Here is a 16,964-nt window from a genome sequence, read left to right as displayed (position 1 = left end):
CGTCCAGTGATACCGGAAACAAACTGTCCTGATTGCGCGCCTCGCCTTGGATGTAATGCATAACCAAAAATGCCCATATCTCACGATATGGGCATTTTCTACATCTCCAGCTCAGACCGCCAGGTTTTCACACAGTCTGCTCAGGTGGCTTTTTCACAACAGACTTAGTTAGTAAGCCTTGCCAGTTTTGTAGAAGTTTTCAAAGCAGAAGTTGGTGGCGTCGATGTAGCCTTCTGCGCCGCCGCAGTCAAAACGCTGGCCTTTGAATTTGTAGGCAATCACACAGCCGTCTTGAGCTTGCTTCATCAGGGCGTCGGTGATTTGGATTTCGCCGCCTTTGCCGGGTTCGGTCTGCTCGATCAAGTCAAAAATATCCGGGGTCAGAATATAGCGACCGATAATCGCCAAGTTCGACGGGGCATCTTCAGGTTTTGGTTTTTCCACCATGCTGTTAACCCGGAAGATGTCTTCGCGGATCATTTCACCGGAAATCACGCCGTACTTGGAAACCTCGTCCATCGGCACTTCTTGGATTGCAACGATCGAGCAACGGAACTGTTTGTACAGTTTAACCATCTGCTTGAGCACGCTGTCGCCGTCGAGATTGACGCAAAGGTCATCAGCCAGCACCACGGCAAAAGGTTCGTCGCCAATCAATGGGCGGCCACACAGAATCGCGTGCCCCAGGCCTTTCATTTCAACTTGGCGGGTATAGGAGAAGCTGCATTCATCGATCAGTTTGCGAATACCAACCAGGTACTTCTCTTTGTCAGTACCGTGGATTTGATGCTCAAGCTCGTAGCTGATGTCGAAGTGGTCTTCCAGTGCCCGCTTGCCGCGGCCAGTTACCATGGCAATTTCGGTCAGCCCGGCATCCAGAGCTTCTTCAACGCCGTACTGGATCAGTGGCTTGTTCACCACCGGCAGCATTTCCTTAGGCATAGCCTTAGTTGCAGGCAGAAAACGGGTGCCGTAACCAGCAGCCGGGAACAAGCATTTCTTGATCATGAGAATCCTTAATGGAAGGGGTAACTGTACTTGCGCGCAGTCTAATCAGGCTGCATCCGCCTTACAATGCCCAGTAACAGAGCGATCGTTACCGCGATAAAGAAATCCGGCGAGCGGACAGCCAAGGTTGCAGCCCACAAACAAGACTGCAGCATGCCTCAGACCATAAATATGCGAAAAGTTCGGCTGAACGAATTGTTTCAACGTACGCCATAGATTTTCAATAACTCGGCGTCGATCTTTTTCAGCAGCGGCGGTAGTTGAGATGCGAGCTCCCGCGCCTGTGCCAAGTCGCTGGTAATCTTCACGTTCTCAAGTGACTGGCAGAGATCGGCCAAACTCATGGCACCTACCGCCTTGGCAGACGATTTGATGCGGTGCCCCACGGTGCTCAACGTCACTATGTCTTCGCGCATCAGTGCTTCGGTGATCTCAGCCATACCCTGCTGGACCGACTCCATAAACACCTTGGCGTAGCGGCCGATCCGATCTGGATCATGCTCACCGACTGCGGCCAATATGGACAGATCAATGATCGCGCCATCATCTTGCACCGCTGCCGTACTGGCGCTGCTCGAAGCGTTGCTGGACCGGCCACTTGCTAAGGGTTCAGCAGGGGAATAAGTATGAGCGGATGCCGACAGGTTTTTTTTCAGAATGGCGTAAAACAAATCGGGGTTGATGGGTTTGCTGATGAAGTCATCCATGCCGGCAGCAAGACAATGCTCCCTGTCCGCGCTCCGTGCATTGGCGGTCATCGCTACCACTGGCAGTTCGGTCAGTGCTAACTCGGTACGAATACGACGCACAGCTTCAAGACCGTCCATCTCGGGCATTTGTACGTCCATCAGCACGCAATCGAATTTCGCTTGGCGCAACTGCTCGAGTGCTTCACAGCCATTGCTGGCGACCACCACCACTGCGCCGACATCCTCTAGCAAATCGACTGTCAGATGCTGATTGAACAGATTGTCTTCCACCAGCAGGATAGCCGCACCATCCAACCGGATTGGAGTTACTGATGCGGATAGCTTGTTCCCTGGTTCTAACGATGCCCGGCCAAAGCCCAATCTGACGGTAAACCAGAAGGTGCTCCCGCTGCCTAATTGACTCTCCACGCCAATCTCGCCGCCCATCAAGGTTACCAGGCGCTTACTGATAACCAGCCCCAACCCCGTGCCGCCATATTTGCGCGTGGTGGACGTATCCGCTTGTTGGAACGATTGAAACAATTTGCTTTGTTCTTCTTCGCTAATGCCCACACCACTGTCGCGCACCTCGAAGCGGATCAAACTGGCGCCATCGCATTCTTCCAACTCGGCCACACGGATGATAATTGCTCCAGACTCGGTGAACTTGACTGCATTATTGGTTAAATTCACCAATATTTGTGCCAGCCGAAGTGGATCGCCACGTAAGTAACGCGGTAAACCCGGGCTGATTTCTAGATTAAGTTGCAAGCCTTTCTCTGCCGCTTTGCATGAGACCTGGGCAAGCGTGTTATTAAGCATTTCCTCCAGATCAAAGTTGATCACCTCCAAATCGAGTTTTTCTGCATCAATTTTGGAGAAATCCAGGATGTCATTAATCAGCCCCAAAAGATGATTACTGGAAACCTGAATTCGATCCAGATAATTACGTTGCTTGGGACTAAGATTGGTCTTGAGGGTAAGGTATAACATCCCCGTGATAGCATTCATTGGTGTGCGAATTTCGTGGCTCATATTGGCGAGAAAATCACCCTTGATCCGGCTGGATGACTCTGCGAGATTCTTGGCCGCTTCAAGTTCACGAGTGCGAACCGCAACCCGTTCTTCGAGGCCTTCATTCAGATGGCGCAGGGCCACTTCCACTCTGCGCTTGTGCAAGATTACGGCAAAAAGAACCAATAACACGAGCAACAAAGGTGCCAGGTATTTAACTATATCCAACAGCGAGGGTTTGATGTCTTCGTAAATCCCGAACCATTTTTCATGCAGGAGATCATAGCTACCATTGAGTTTCACCAAGGAAAAACCCTCATTAATAGTAGCGAGCAAATCAGGGTTGTTTTTTTGCACCGCGAAGGAAAATTTTTGCGCAAAACCAGCTTTTATATCCAAAGCTTGAACATTACTTATGCTCAATTCGCGAATTGTTTTCATGCCGACCAATTTACTGATCAGCACGGCATCGTACTTACCTGCGGCAAGCAGTTTGAAACAGTCGGCGGCGGTATCTGCGACAATCAGTTGTTTCTCCCAGCCCCGCGAAATGGCGTAGTCATGAGCCAGGTCGGCCTTAAGGACAATAATACTTTTGTTCCCCAGGTCGGTTTCAGAAACAATGTCAGACTCCCCCTTGCGCACGAAGATCGCGCCATTGACCGTCACATGAGGAACCGTAAAGCTGGCGAACTGGCGCCGCGAGTCAGATTGGGCAAGATTAATCAGTACATCAATTTTGCCGTCTTTGAACTCCTGCAGAATTTGACTGAATGGCGCGACCCGCAAGTGGTAGTCCAACTTGGCTTCCTTGGCCACGACCTTCCATAACTCCACGGTGAAGCCACCGGCAGTTTCGACGCTATGCCCAGTGGAGAACGGCGGAAATTCTTCCTCACTGCCAACCACCAGCGCTCCAGCACTAATGTCCCCTTGCGCCAGAGCCATAGCAGAAATAAGCAGCCCAAGCATAACGGCAAATAAGGCCTTCTGATCGATAAGCATGCTGCCCCCCTCTTCAATGAAAGTCGAAACACTCAGTGATTGGTATTTTTGCGCTGCATTCTGGCTGCCAGATAAACCCCGTGACTGCTCAGGTTTTAGTATCCTTTTTAATCGGCGAGCCGAATGACCGCTTATTAATTCTGGGGGCGGCCGCTACGGCGCTATCACTCAAGACCTGCTTATATATCAACCAGTAATGACGAAAGGCTTCTCGAACCTGTTCGCACAAGATGTCCTCATCCCATGGCTTGGTGAAAAACCTGTAAATTTCGCCGTTATTTATGGAGTCGATCACTGAGGTTAATTCGGTATAGCCGGACAAAATAATCCGAATAGTTTCAGGGTACATTTTTTTAACTTGTCCAAAGAAAACAGTACCGCTAATGGACGGCATGCGTTGATCACTGATAATTACTTGCACCGAATGCAGGGCAAGTAATTCAAATGCTTCAGCAGGCGTTTGCGCGAGGAGGAGCTGATAATCATCGTGGCGAAATATCCGCGCGAGTGCGCTGAGCACCAGTGCTTCATCGTCGAGAATCAATAGCGTTTCTCGCTTATCGGGTAAAAAGCCGGCGAGGCTCAACTTTTCTTCCTGTTGCAACATATGGGTCAGCGCGGCGCTTGGAACTGGCCGACTAAAATAATAGCCTTGCATCGCATCGCATTGGTTGTTAATTAGGAAGGCCAACTGCCCCTCGGTTTCCACGCCCTCCGCCACGGTTTTAAGATTGAGTGCGTTAGCCATAAAAATAATGCTCTTCGTCAGCGCCGCACTGTCGGCATTATTGGTAATGTCTTGAATAAAAGAACGGTCTATTTTTAATGTATCGAAGGGAAATCGCTTGAGATAAGCCAGACTTGAATAGCCTGTGCCGAAGTCGTCCAAGGCCAACGACACGCCAATATCCTTGATTTTAACTAGTGCTTTGAGCGTGGCATCGCCATCGTTCATAAGCAGGCTCTCGGTTAGTTCTATCTCTAGGTATTTCGCCGATAGCCCGGTATCCGTAAGTACTTGGCGGATTAACTCGGGGATGTTTGTATGCAAGAACTGACGCGCCGATAGATTGACCGCCACCGACAGCCATGGATAGCCCATTTCATGCCATTTTTTAGTTTGGGCGCAGGCCGCTCTTAACACCCATTCGCCAATGGGGATAATAAGTCCTAGCTCTTCTGCCAACGGGATAAATTGATCGGGTGCGACCAGACCGACGCCAGGGCAATGCCAGCGTACTAGTGCCTCAACGCTACGGAGTTGGCCGCTGCGCAGATCGACCTTGGGCTGGTAGTAAACTTCAAATTCTTGCCGCTCAATCGCCATGCGCAGGGTATTTTCAAGTGCCATCCGCTGCTCCGCGCGACGACTCATTTCCTGCGCGTAATATTGAATACAATTGCGACCTTTAGCCTTTGCGCTATACAAGGCCGTATCGGCGTTTTTAAACAGCGCATCATTGGTCACGCCATCACCTGGGTAAACACTCACGCCGATACTCGTGGTCACATGCAGCACGTGGCCATTCACCGTAAATGGCTGGGATAACAAAGTTAATATTTTTTGCGCCATGTTTGCAGCCAGATCATCATGTTCGAGGTCCTGTATAATGACGACGAACTCATCGCCCCCCACGCGTGCCAGGGTGTCACATTCTCGAATGCAGGCTTGTAGCTTCGTTGCGACCTGTTTGAGCAAGGCATCTCCAATCGCATGGCCAAAGCTGTCGTTAATGAATTTGAATCCATCCAGATCAAGACAAAGCATGGCCAACTGTTGATCCATTCGCCGCGCCAAACTAATAGCCTGTGCGACTCGGTCATTTAGAAGATTGCGGTTGGGCAGCTGGGTAAGGGCGTCAAAGTTGGCGAGGTACATAATTTGCGCCTCGGCCTGCTTGCGCTCGGTGATGTCCTGCAGGGTGCCATGTATCGTCAGCGCCTGACCCTCTTGATCCAGCGTAACCTCCCCCTGCCCATGGACTGTGCGTTCCGTACCGTTGGGGCGAATGATGCGGTGCTCAACGCTATACGCAGAGCCTTGCCCCAGCGACTTTTGCACTGCGGCTGCAACCAGATGTTGATCTTCTGCGTGCACATGGCGCAAAAAACCTTGATAGCTTTCTTCTAGTTCATGCTTGGCCAAAGCAAATATACGATATATCTCTTCAGACCAAGTGATTTGATCCGCCGCGATGTCCCACTCCCAACTTCCTATAGCGGCAATACGCTGGGCGTTAGCCAATTTTATTTCATTTATTGAAATCGCCCGCAACAGTTTATTATTATTTATAATGTAGCGTACGCGATGCCCCAACATGGCCGAAGTTATAGGTTTGCAGATAAAATCAGTAGCACCAGCATCATATGCCTGGTTAATCGAGTGGGGGTCATCCAAGCCAGTAAGCATCAAGACTGGAATAAACTCACCTCCGGCCATTTTGCGCAGTTTTCGACATACCTCAAGGCCACTCATTGCGGGCATCAAAACATCGAGAATGACAATATCTGGTTGTAATTTATTGAGCGCAACTAGGCCGGTCACACCATCAGCGGCTTCCTCTACTTGCAGGCCAAACTGCTCTAATGTTTCACGCACTAAAAGTCGCATGAAGCGATCATCGTCAATTACCAGCGCTACGGGTGTCTTTCTTAGGTGCCCATGCTCCATATAGTCATCCTTATCGAATCGTGGCGGGCATTGGCGTTAGCGGGACTGAAAAACCGCACACAGTCTGCAAGTGTTAATCCAGAGGGCTACGCGCTCCATTCCCCACATAGGGTAGACCAAACAAAACGGCCTGCAGACTCAAACCAGGGGGATTGATCTCGACGGGGGATTACAAGCTTTGGCCAGAGCGCTCTAGGTTCACCGCCAGATGAAAACTAAAGCCGCCGACGATCAGTGCGGAAAATCTAGCATTGGCGATGCTAATTCCGCAGAAGCTTAAATTGCTTAACCAACTCGGCGGGGGGCGCCCAGTTCAATCGATATAAATGCGTTTTTTATCCGCCAGTGCCGACTCGATAAAGCTCAGGGCGCGGTGAAATCCACCACCCAGTCTTCGATCCGTACACGGGGCGACGCAACCTTTACCGGGCACCGCCGTAAGCCAGTTTGGCTAGCCCAAGCAACATCAAGACAAAAGCGATCATTGGCAACAGGCTTTCAAGTTGCAAGTTTATCAACCACATAGCGCATCTCTCCGTTCAGAAAACTTAGATAGCCAATAGCCGCGCCACGCTAGGCGGTTTGATCTGTCGCCGGCGCTCGTTGGGCCTATTGCGCAGAAAACCTTTACTGCGTTCGAGGTGAACAGCTTTTAGCTTGCTCGACAAAACTGTATATCCATACAGTCATCGTCGTCAAGCTATGCCTCTAGGATTTATTGGCTGCGTCTGGCGAGTTACTTAAGTGGCGCCGCCACGGCGTAGCGTTGCAGCTGCATTTCCTGCAGGCGGCTGAGGGTGCGGCGAAAGGCAAAGCCCAAGCTGCCTTGGGTGTACAGCTGCGCAAGCGGCACTGCGGCTTCCAGATAGAGCGCAATGCGGCGGTCGTAACATTCATCGACCAAGGCAATAAAGCGCCGCACGCTGTCGTCGTGCACGGACAAATCCGCCAACTGGCGATCGCCGGTAGCCACCCGTTCGACCCCATCCTCGGTGCCCCGCGCTATGTAGGCCGCGCGCTGCTGGCTGCTGAGGTTGGGCACCGCGCTGATGAAAATCCGCAAGAAACCATCGCACAAACCAATGAAGTCGATGGCCGACAACGGTTGCGTGCAGAGGTCGGCGTAGCGAAAGTGAATCAGCGTCCCGCATTGTTGCTGGACGTTAATCTGCCGATGCCCGAGGGTGATCGACGTGTTCGTGATGAGGGCGCCAGCAGCCAATCGGCAAAACTCGACCTGCAGAGGGCTGGCTTGCCCTGGCGCGCTGAGCCAATAACGTTGCTGCGCAGCGCCCGGATGCAGCCGGTGATCCTGACCGCCGTCGACGCTAACCACCTGCATATAGCGGTTGATGGCGGCAATCGCCGGCTCAAAACGCTGGCGATTGAAACCATCGGCATACAACTGCTCGGGCGGTTGATTGGAGGTGGCGACCAGCACCACACCCTCCTCAAACATCACCTGCAGCAAGCGGCCGAGGATGATCGCATCACCTATGTCATTGACGAATAACTCGTCAAAACACAGCACCCGCACTTCGCTACTCAGCTCTCGGGCCAAGGCCCGTAACGGGTCGGCGGTGCCGGTCAGCTGAAACAAGCGGATATGCACCCAGCGCATAAAGTGATGGAAATGCTGACGTCGCGCCGGCACGCGCAGGCTCTGATAAAAGCTATCCATCAACCAGGTTTTGCCGCGCCCAACCGGCCCCCAGAGATACACCCCAGTTATCGGCGCCAGCGGCTCGCCCGTGTGCTGCAAGGCCAGGTAGCACTCTTGCAATAACTGCGCTGCCCTCCTCTGGGCCGCGTCGGGGACAAAATTGTGCAGCTCGATTGCTTGCTGATAGGCGCCAAGGGGCGATAACGAATCGCTCATGCAGGTAATTGAATCGCCCTCGAATGCTCTGGATGGGTGCTGAGTTCAATGAGTCTCAATGTTGCAACTCGATTGGGCCGCCTCGGGATTTCAGCGCTAAAACAACGTGCAGAGAGTCATCCCTGCGCCTTATTTGGCCAGCAAGTTTACTCGGTTGCGGGGCATAATCGGCCTATTCATGCTGATCACAATGGCGCGCTTACGCGTCTCGCCCTACAGGAGTTCACTATGCTTTATCGCCCGCTCGGCACCAGTCATTTGCAGGTCAGCGCTCTGGCGCTGGGCAGCATGACCTGGGGAGAACAGAACAGCGAAACCGAAGGCTTCGAGCAAATCCGCCGTGCCCAGGCTGCTGGCATCAACTTTATCGACACCGCCGAGATGTACCCGGTGCCGCCGCGGGCCGAAACCTACGGGGCGACCGAACGCATTATCGGCAATTACCTGCAGCGTTTTGGTGGGCGTGGCGACTGGATTATTGCCAGCAAAGCTGCCGCGCCGGGCAATGGCATGGCCTATATCCGTGATGGCAAAGCGCACTTTGATCGAGCCAATCTAGTGGCCGCGGTGGATGCCAGTCTGCAACGTCTGCAGACTGACTATATCGACCTGTATCAGCTGCACTGGCCAGACCGGCATACCAACTATTTCGGCCAACTGGGTTACCAGCACGACCCGGATGCTCATCTCACGCCGATTGAGGAAACCCTCGAGGCGCTCGCCGAGCTGGTCAGCAGCGGCAAGATCCGCCACATCGGCTTATCGAATGAAACGCCCTGGGGCGTGCAGCGTTTTCTGCACTTGGCCGCAACCCGTAATTGGCCGCGGGTGGTGTCGATCCAGAATCCCTACAACCTGCTCAATCGCAGTTTTGAGGTCGGGTTGGCGGAAATCGCCATCCGCGAACAGGTGAGCCTGCTGGCCTACTCCCCCTTGGCGTTCGGCTTGCTGTCGGGCAAGTATGAGCACGGCGCACAACCGCCCAAAGGCCGGCTGACCTTGTTCGAGCGCTTTCAGCGCTACAACAACCCACAGGCACGCCGCGCCGCCAGTGCCTATGTGCAGCTGGCCCATGAGCATGGACTGGATCCGGCGCAGATGGCCTTGGCCTACGTCAACAGCCGGCCCTTCCTGACCAGCAACATCATCGGTGCCACCAGCCTGGAGCAGTTGGACAGCAACATTGCCAGCCTCGAACTGCAGTTGCCGGCAGAGGTTGTGCAGCGCATCGAGCAGTTGCATATCGAGCAACCCAATCCGGCACCTTGACCGCCAAGTCCCGATCAAGGCTACCCCTGCTTATGCCTCGATCAGGACTTAATCGGGCCCTAGCGAGCGGTCGCGGCCGGGCTGGCGCTGGCTTTTAGCGCCCTGCTCACCTGGCTTTGCATTTGGTAAGCCGGAGCCTCCACCGCTTTGTAGTCGCGGGTGTAGCGCCTGGCAAACTCGCGCACGCCCCATTGCTGGTACTGCTGCACATGTTTGAGTTCGTGGGCCCAGAGCGCGACATTGTTCTGGGCATCATCCAGGTTACGAAACACGATGATGTCGACCAGGGTGACCGCATTCACATCGGGATTTTGCAGCATGGTATGGGCGGCATTGAACTGCACATCATCACCGACCTTGTAACGTGCCGAGTCGAGCACCTGCAGGTCATAGTAGGGTTCGAGCTGAGCGCGAATATTCAGCGGCATGGCCTGGGTCGCGCCAGCGGCAGCGGTGCTGTGAGATTGCACCAGCCATGTCTCCAATCCTGCGGCGGCCATTTGGCTGACGTTGGCGTAGATCGCATCCACCTCCTCCTGGCTGCCGGGCACACAGATACAACTGACCACGCAGACTTTGGCCTGCCCCGCCGGGCAAGCAACAGCCGAGAGCGAAGTCCCGATGGACAGCAGCAGCAACCCTAAGCGGGAAACTTGGCGCAATAAAACAACTGGCACTGGGTGCTCCCTGGCAAGCTTGGACAAGGTGAAATACTGCGGACTTGCACGCGCAACCGCTAGCACTGGGCAGGGCTACAAGCAGCAAATAGTACTTCTGCAGGTTTAGACACGAGAACTTATCAATGCGCGATGACATGTATTACTACGAACCGGCCCACGGCCATGGCCTGCCCCACGACCCCTTCAATGCCATAGTCGGCCCGCGCCCTATCGGCTGGATTTCCTCGCAGGATGGCGAAGGTCGGCTGAATCTCGCGCCCTACAGTTTTTTCAATGCCTTCAACTACGTGCCGCCGATCATTGGTTTTGCCAGCGTGGGCCGCAAGGACAGTCTTAATAACATCGAGCAAACCGGCGAATTCGCCTGGAATCTGGCGACCCGCAGCCTGGCCGAAGCGATGAATCAGAGTTGCGCAGCGGTTGGACCGCAAGTCGACGAGTTCGTGCTGAGCAACCTGACGCCGGCGTCCTCAAGGCTGATCAAGGTGCCAAGGGTGCTTGAAAGTCCGGTGTCGTTCGAGTGCAAGCTCACGCAGATCATCCAGTTGCAACGCACCGACCACAGCTTGATCCCCACCTGGCTGGTTCTCGGCGAAGTGGTTGCCGTGCATATCGCCCAAGACCTGCTCAAGAATGGCGTTTACGACACGGCGGCGGCAGAGCCTATATTGCGCGGCGGCGGTGCGGCGGACTACTTCCAGTTGGGGCCGCAAGCACTGTTTAAAATGCAGCGCCCCGGCTGAGGCTTACGCAGAGCGTTTGCCCCAGAAACAAAAAAAGACCTCAGGGAGGTCTTTTAAGCACCTGAATTAACAGGATTTAATTGGTGCCCGAAGCCGGGGTCGAACCGGCACGTCCTTACGAACGAGGGATTTTAAGTCCCTTGCGTCTACCGATTTCGCCATTCGGGCGGTAGCACAGTTGTTGCTTTGCTGTGGTTGCAGTTAAGCGCTGTTACTGGCGCCACAACGAGGGCTGAAATATATACAGCCCGTGACGCTGACGCAAGGTCGAAGGCCTCGCAAAAGCGCTTTAATCGTTACTTAAACAGTATAAAAAAAGCCCCGTAAATCAGTGATCTACGGGGCTTTTTAAATGGAGGCGCGACCCGGAATCGAACCGGGCTGGCTGGATTTGCAATCCAGTGCATAACCGATTTGCTATCGCGCCTGAAAGCAAACAGGCCGTATTAACGGCCTGCTGAATTTGGAGCGGGAAACGAGACTCGAACTCGCGACCCCGACCTTGGCAAGGTCGTGCTCTACCAACTGAGCTATTCCCGCGTTTTGGTGGCGCCATTCTATAGGATCACAACAACTCGTCAACCCCTTGATTCAAAAAAGTTTATTTCTTTTCTGGGGTGATACTCAGGTGCGGCCAGGCAGCCCGCAAATACTGCGACATCGACAACAAGGTGAGTGCAGCCGAGATATACAACAAGCCGTAACCGAGCCCAACCCAGACGGAAAACTGCGGCGGAATGGCCAGTAAGATGACCAGCGCCAACATTTGCGCGGCGGTTTTCCATTTGCCCAGATCAGACACCGCCACTTTCGCGCGAGCGCCAATCTCGGCCATCCACTCACGCAGGGCCGACACCACGATCTCACGGCTGATGATGATGATCGCCGGCAAGGTCAGCCAGAGGTTGTGATGGGCCTCAACCAACAGTACCAGCGCCACAGCCACTATCAGCTTGTCGGCCACCGGATCAAGAAATGCCCCGAACGGCGTGCTTTGCTGCAGTACGCGGGCTAGATAACCGTCCAGCCAATCGGTGGCGGCGGCAAAAGCAAACACCGCGCTAACCGCCAGCGAACTCCAGGAAAACGGCAGGTAAAACAGCAGCACAAAAACTGGAATCAGCAGTACGCGCAGAACGGTAAGCAGGTTGGGGATATTCATCAGTACGACTGGTCCGCAAGGTGGTCGGGCATTCTACCCGCTGCAGTCTACTCACTGTGCAGCGCAGCATAAATTAACTCTGCAAGCTTTTTGCTAATGCCGGGGGCTTTAGCGATCTCATCTGTACTGGCGCGAGCCAGTTCGTGCAACCCGCCAAAATGCTTGAGCAGCTCGCGCCGCCGCGCCGGGCCAACGCCGGCGACATCTTCCAGCGTTGAGGTGCGGCGCGCTTTGCCACGGCGGGCACGGTGGCCGGTAATGGCAAAACGGTGCGCTTCATCGCGCACCTGCTGAATCAAATGCAGGGCCGGCGAGTCGCCAGGCAAGGTGAACTCATGGGTCGCATCGTTCAAATATAATGTCTCAAGCCCCGGTTTACGGGTAACGCCTTTGGCCACGCCGAGCAAAATCAGCTTAGGCACCTCCAGCTCTTGCATCACTTCCTGGGCCATCTTCAATTGGCCTTTGCCACCGTCGACCAGCAAAATATCCGGCAACTTACCCTCGCCCGCCTTGGCCCGGCTGAAGCGCCGGGTGAGTGCTTGATGCATGGCGGCGTAATCATCGCCGGCGGTAACGCCCTCGATGTTATAGCGCCGATAGTCGGACTTGAGCGGCCCCTCGGGCCCGAACACCACGCAGGAGGCCACAGTTGCCTCACCGCTGGTATGGCTGATGTCGAAGCACTCGAGCCGCTGCGGCAACTGCTCCAAGCCCAGGGCTTGCGCTAACGCGGCGAAACGCGCGGCCAAATGCTGACGATTGGCCAGGCGCGAGATCAGTGCCTGCTCGGCATTAGTCACCGCCATCTGCTGCCAGCGCGCACGGGTGCCGCGTACCCGATGGGCAATGCTCAGCTCGTGCTCGCGCGACTCGGCCAAGGCGTCGATCAACGCCGGGAAATCCTCATGCACTACATTGACTATCACTTCGCTCGGCAGCTCACGCTCATGACTACCCAAGTAGTACTGAGCCAAGAACGCCGACAGCACTTCGCTGCCCTCCTCCTCGATAGCTACCTGCGGAAAGAAGTTTTTACTGCCCAGCACCCGCCCACCGCGCACGCTGATCAGGTGCACGCAGGCGCCGCCCGGATTGACGATGGCCGCGACCACATCCACGTCGCCGCTGCCGCCCTCCATGCTTTGCTGATCCTGCACCCTGCGCAACAAGGCCAGCTGATCCCGCACCTCGGCGGCACGCTCAAACTCCAAATTCTGCGCAAAACCCTCCATGGTGCTAGACAGCTCATCGCTGAGTGCATTGCTGCGCCCCTCAAGAAACATCACCGAGCGGCGCACGTCGGCGGCGTACTCGTCGGCATCGACTAGGCCGACGCAGGGCCCCTTGCAGCGTTTGATCTGATACTGCAAACAGGGTCGGCTGCGATTATTAAAGAAGCTGTCCTCGCACTGACGGACCAGAAAAGTCTTCTGCAGCAAATTAAGGCTTTCGCGGATGGCGCCGGCGCTGGGATAGGGGCCGAAATAACGTCCTTTGGGCTTTTTGGCGCCACGATGCAGACTCAGTCGCGGGAATTCGCCGTCCGATAGCAACACATAGGGATAGGACTTATCGTCACGCAACAGGATGTTGTAGGGCGGGCGCGAGGCTTTAATCAGCGTTTGTTCGAGCAGCAGGGCTTCGGTTTCATTAGCGGTAACCGTGGTTTCGATCTGCGCGATCTTGGCCACTAACGCCGCAGTTTTCGGCGCCAGCCCGCTTTTACGAAAGTAACTGGAGAGGCGTTTTTTTAGATTCTTGGCTTTGCCGACATAGAGCAGCTGCGCCTGGGCATCGAACATCCGGTACACGCCCGGATGACTGCTGCAAACCGCGAGAAACGCGGCGGCATCAAGCGCACTATTGGCTTCAGTTGGCGACATCGACCATGCCATGACGCACCGCAAGCAAGGCCAACTCAACATCGCTGCTGATCGCCAATTTATCGAAAATCCGATAGCGATAAGTGTTCACGGTTTTCGGCGACAGGCACAACTTATCGGAGATGCTTTGCACCTTCTGGCAGCCGGCAATCATCAACGCGATCTGCACTTCACGCTCGGACAGCAGCTCAAACGGCGAGCCATTGGTTTGCGGCTCGAAGGCTTTGAGCGCCAACTGCTGGGCGATCGGCGGGCTGATATAACGCTGCCCGGCAAACACCATGCGAATCGCTCGCACCATCTCATCCAGCGCCGCGCCTTTAGTCAGGTACCCCGCCGCACCGGCCTGCAACAACCAGGTCGGGAACGGATCTTCTTCACAGGCAGTCACCGCCAACACCTTGATGTCCGGGTGGCTGCGCAACAGTTTACGGGTGGCTTCGAGGCCGCCGATGCCAGGCATCTTCACGTCCATCAAAACCACGTCGGGCTTGAGCTCGCGAGCTTTCTTCAGCGCCTCTTCACCACAATCCGCCTGCCCAACAACCTGCAAGCCTTCAATATCAGCCAACATGCGCGTGATCCCGGCCCGAACCAGATCGTGGTCATCAACCACCAACACACTAATCAAACGCCACCTCGTCATCTATCCAAAGCCGCCGGCTGCGGCGGTCTTGCTCGCAAGCTCACACCTTAACAAAAGCACTCAGCCAGACCTAGCTTGATCTGGTTGAGGGCTTTGCTTTTGTGCGGTCAGTTGCAACGTCCATTTCCTTACCAACTGCCATAAGGAATGCCGAATTTTTCGATGTAGGCCTTTGACTCAGGCGTGAGGGGGTAGGCGTAGCGACCATTGTTTTTGCCCATGTCCGGCCCCAGTTTACTGACCGCCCCCACGAAGCGGCCGATTTCGATGGACTCCCCCCCCAGCCAAGCTTTGGCGATACCGTCAGGGGCCAGGCCGATGGTGATGCCGTCTCGGTAATCAATTATTGTTGGTCTCGGTTCCTTGCGAGAGCAGTCTGCGACCTCCTTGGGCTTGACCATCTCTTCTCGCACCCACAACGGAATATTGATGCGCACGTTATAAGTATGCGGCTCAGCCAAAGACTGCCAGCGCACGAAAATAATCTCCGGCAAATCGACCCCGGAAATTGATTTACCTCCCCCCGCGGGCAGTCTCGGCCAACCCACCGAGTTGCCCGTATAGGACACGATGCCGCCATGCACACGCTCGAACACCAAGCCACGCCGATCAATGACATCCACGCTTTCTACCCAAACCTCCATGTAACTCGGGGCAAGCAGTCCTATGCTCCAGTCCCTATACGGCAGATCCGGACGTCCCTGACCATTAGCACAGCCGCTCAACAACAGAACTGCGGCCACTAACCACACACGATGCAAAGTCATTCTGGATACCCTCCCTGAGGCGAATTGCGGTAAACCTGCCGTTGCTTGGCGGGTTTGTTGATCAGCAGCCTCTTGCTCGGCGTCCAGTGCGCGGACAGGTGGATATAGCGAGCATGCAAATGCCGTTCTTGCGCCGTGCTCAGACGCTCGCCTTGGCCCATTGCGCCGGCAGTGATTTTCTCGGCGATGGCTTGCAGGTCCGAGGGAATGGCAAAGGAAGTGTTATCCGGGATTTCTTTAAATGGCACCTCATGCTTAACCGCCAGCGCCCGCATAATGCGCATGTAGACGCGCGACAGTTCGCCGCGCACCTCGCGTTTGATGGACGCCGCGACTATGGCCCGTTGGCTCTGTGAGTTGTTGCCGTGCTGGCCGGTTGTGGCGAAGTACTTGTGAACGGGCTTTATCTCGCCTTCGCCGGGCAGGCCGCGTTGCTCCAACTGCCCGATAGCCATTTGGGTCTCGCGCCAAGCGCTGCTGTGCTCCAGCGGCCGACCTGGGGTGACCAGAACGGAGCGTGGCTGGCTGATCAGCAGTTTTTCCGTCATTCGTGACCGGTAGCCGCCGCCGAGATCAGAGTGCATGCCAGGTAGGCGGATCTCCTGATGCTGCGGTGCCACGCTGTTAAGGGCGAAATTCTCGCGTTGTTCGTCGCGGGCGGCCAGTTGCAGCACCTTGCGCGCACAGCCCGGCGGCAAATACAGATTGACCCCAGGGTTGCGCTCGTTGGCTGGGCTGAAGTCGTCACGACTCACATCGACGATGGCGGCCACTGTGTCGAACAGGCCGATAAAATTGATTCGGGCGTTGACGGCCCAGTCGAAGCCGGGCAGCAAACCCAGAGTCTGCTCATTGAGCGTGGCGGCCAGTAGGCCTCCAGCCGGCTTGAGCACCTCGTTGGCGAAGTGCCGGGCCGCAGCGGCACCGCGGCTAAAGCCAAAAATATCGAATTCGATATGGCGGATTTTTAGCGCCTGGTTGGTACGCATCAAAAACGCTAACTGCTCCTGGATTTTCTCCGGGCTCTGCTCAACCCGCGCCACGATCTCTTGGCCGGCGCTGATGAATTGACCGGTGCCGATTTTGACCTGCTGGTTCTGGCCTATGGTGAGGTGATCGCTGGCTTTGATTTCGCTCTTGCGGTCCAGGTGGGTGGTGCGGTGTTCTTCAGCTTTGAACTCGCTGTAGCTGTTGGCCTCGACGGTTTCGTGGCGCTGATTGCCGACGCGAATCTTCTGATCGCGCTCGATGTTTTCGTCCCAGTCGCGCTGGGCGTGCAGGAAGATTTGCTCGGCGCCCTTTTTGTCTTCGATGCGCAGTTCGTTAAAACCTTCTCCACCGGGACTGCTGAGGGTCTTGAATACGGATCGGCTTTTATTGGCTGGCAGGTCGTAGGGTACGACGTGTTCTTTGTGGAACAGGCAGCCGGTGATTAACGGCTGGTCGGGGTCGCCCTCCAAAAAGGTCACCAGCACTTCCATGCCGACCCTTGGGATGGCGATGGCGCCGTAACGGTCGCCGGCCCAACTACTGGATACCCGCAGC

General features: G+C 55.2%; 11 protein-coding genes, 3 tRNA genes and 2 pseudogenes. 2 read left to right on the top strand and 14 right to left on the bottom strand.

What is annotated here, in order from left to right:
• Nucleotides 1-168: 168 nt before the first annotated feature.
• The 4 genes from galU to zapE form a co-directional block, all read right to left on the bottom strand.
• A complete protein-coding gene (galU, locus tag Q8R10_RS01845; RefSeq protein ID WP_305650477.1) occupies nucleotides 169-1,008 on the bottom strand; it encodes a UTP--glucose-1-phosphate uridylyltransferase GalU in 840 nt (279 codons plus the stop codon).
• A 200-nt stretch (nucleotides 1,009-1,208) separates the two neighbouring features.
• Nucleotides 1,209-3,716 carry a response regulator gene (locus Q8R10_RS01840; RefSeq protein WP_305650475.1) on the bottom strand — a complete coding sequence of 836 codons (2,508 nt, stop codon included), beginning with the start codon at nucleotides 3,714-3,716 and terminating at the stop codon, nucleotides 1,209-1,211.
• 88 nt (nucleotides 3,717-3,804) lie between these two features.
• Nucleotides 3,805-6,387 (bottom strand): EAL domain-containing protein, encoded by a 2,583-nt coding sequence (locus tag Q8R10_RS01835; protein ID WP_305650473.1) that lies wholly within the window; start codon nucleotides 6,385-6,387, stop codon nucleotides 3,805-3,807.
• Between the two features lie 736 nt (nucleotides 6,388-7,123).
• Complete coding sequence (gene zapE / locus Q8R10_RS01830) at nucleotides 7,124-8,266, bottom strand: cell division protein ZapE (protein WP_305650471.1); 1,143 nt, start codon at nucleotides 8,264-8,266, stop codon at nucleotides 7,124-7,126.
• Between the two features lie 228 nt (nucleotides 8,267-8,494).
• On the opposite strand from zapE, the gene Q8R10_RS01825 reads away from it, so the two are divergent.
• Nucleotides 8,495-9,535 carry an NADP(H)-dependent aldo-keto reductase gene (locus Q8R10_RS01825; protein WP_305650469.1) on the top strand — a complete coding sequence of 347 codons (1,041 nt, stop codon included), beginning with the start codon at nucleotides 8,495-8,497 and terminating at the stop codon, nucleotides 9,533-9,535.
• Nucleotides 9,536-9,594: 59 nt separating this feature from the next.
• Here the strand turns inward: Q8R10_RS01825 and Q8R10_RS01820 are convergent, their stop codons facing one another.
• The gene (locus tag Q8R10_RS01820; protein ID WP_305650467.1) at nucleotides 9,595-10,212 is read right to left on the bottom strand and encodes a DUF4157 domain-containing protein; all 618 of its coding nucleotides are present in this window, start codon (nucleotides 10,210-10,212) and stop codon (nucleotides 9,595-9,597) included.
• Nucleotides 10,213-10,337: 125 nt separating this feature from the next.
• Here Q8R10_RS01820 and Q8R10_RS01815 point away from each other — a divergent pair, with 125 nt between their 5' ends.
• The gene (locus tag Q8R10_RS01815) at nucleotides 10,338-10,958 is read left to right on the top strand and encodes a flavin reductase family protein (protein WP_305650465.1); all 621 of its coding nucleotides are present in this window, start codon (nucleotides 10,338-10,340) and stop codon (nucleotides 10,956-10,958) included.
• 81 nt (nucleotides 10,959-11,039) lie between these two features.
• Here the strand turns inward: Q8R10_RS01815 and Q8R10_RS01810 are convergent.
• The 9 genes and pseudogenes from Q8R10_RS01810 to Q8R10_RS01770 form a co-directional block, all read right to left on the bottom strand.
• Nucleotides 11,040-11,126 (bottom strand) — tRNA-Leu (locus tag Q8R10_RS01810).
• A gap of 185 nt (nucleotides 11,127-11,311) precedes the next feature.
• Nucleotides 11,312-11,385 (bottom strand) — tRNA-Cys (locus tag Q8R10_RS01805).
• 37 nt (nucleotides 11,386-11,422) lie between these two features.
• Nucleotides 11,423-11,498, bottom strand: a tRNA-Gly gene (locus tag Q8R10_RS01800).
• 61 nt (nucleotides 11,499-11,559) lie between these two features.
• Nucleotides 11,560-12,120 carry a CDP-diacylglycerol--glycerol-3-phosphate 3-phosphatidyltransferase gene (pgsA, locus tag Q8R10_RS01795; protein WP_305650463.1) on the bottom strand — a complete coding sequence of 187 codons (561 nt, stop codon included), beginning with the start codon at nucleotides 12,118-12,120 and terminating at the stop codon, nucleotides 11,560-11,562.
• A gap of 47 nt (nucleotides 12,121-12,167) precedes the next feature.
• Complete coding sequence (gene uvrC, locus Q8R10_RS01790) at nucleotides 12,168-14,006, bottom strand: excinuclease ABC subunit UvrC (RefSeq protein ID WP_305650461.1); 1,839 nt, start codon at nucleotides 14,004-14,006, stop codon at nucleotides 12,168-12,170.
• Complete coding sequence (gene uvrY / locus Q8R10_RS01785; RefSeq protein WP_305650459.1) at nucleotides 13,993-14,637, bottom strand: UvrY/SirA/GacA family response regulator transcription factor; 645 nt, start codon at nucleotides 14,635-14,637, stop codon at nucleotides 13,993-13,995. The genes uvrC and uvrY overlap by 14 nt, the downstream gene beginning before the upstream one ends.
• Before the next feature lie 143 nt (nucleotides 14,638-14,780).
• The gene (locus Q8R10_RS01780; RefSeq protein ID WP_305650457.1) at nucleotides 14,781-15,419 is read right to left on the bottom strand and encodes a DUF2931 family protein; all 639 of its coding nucleotides are present in this window, start codon (nucleotides 15,417-15,419) and stop codon (nucleotides 14,781-14,783) included.
• A pseudogene (locus Q8R10_RS01775) lies at nucleotides 15,416-16,168 on the bottom strand (DUF2235 domain-containing protein); the annotation flags it as partial. The pseudogene Q8R10_RS01775 and the gene Q8R10_RS01780, both read right to left, overlap by 4 nt.
• A 294-nt stretch (nucleotides 16,169-16,462) precedes the next feature.
• Nucleotides 16,463-16,964 (bottom strand): annotated as a pseudogene (locus Q8R10_RS01770) (phage baseplate assembly protein V); the annotation flags it as partial.

This window comes from Pseudomonas sp. (assembly GCF_030698175.1).
Lineage (GTDB): Bacteria > Pseudomonadota > Gammaproteobacteria > Pseudomonadales > Pseudomonadaceae > Aquipseudomonas.
This window is presented reverse-complemented; position numbering and strand designations above follow the sequence as displayed.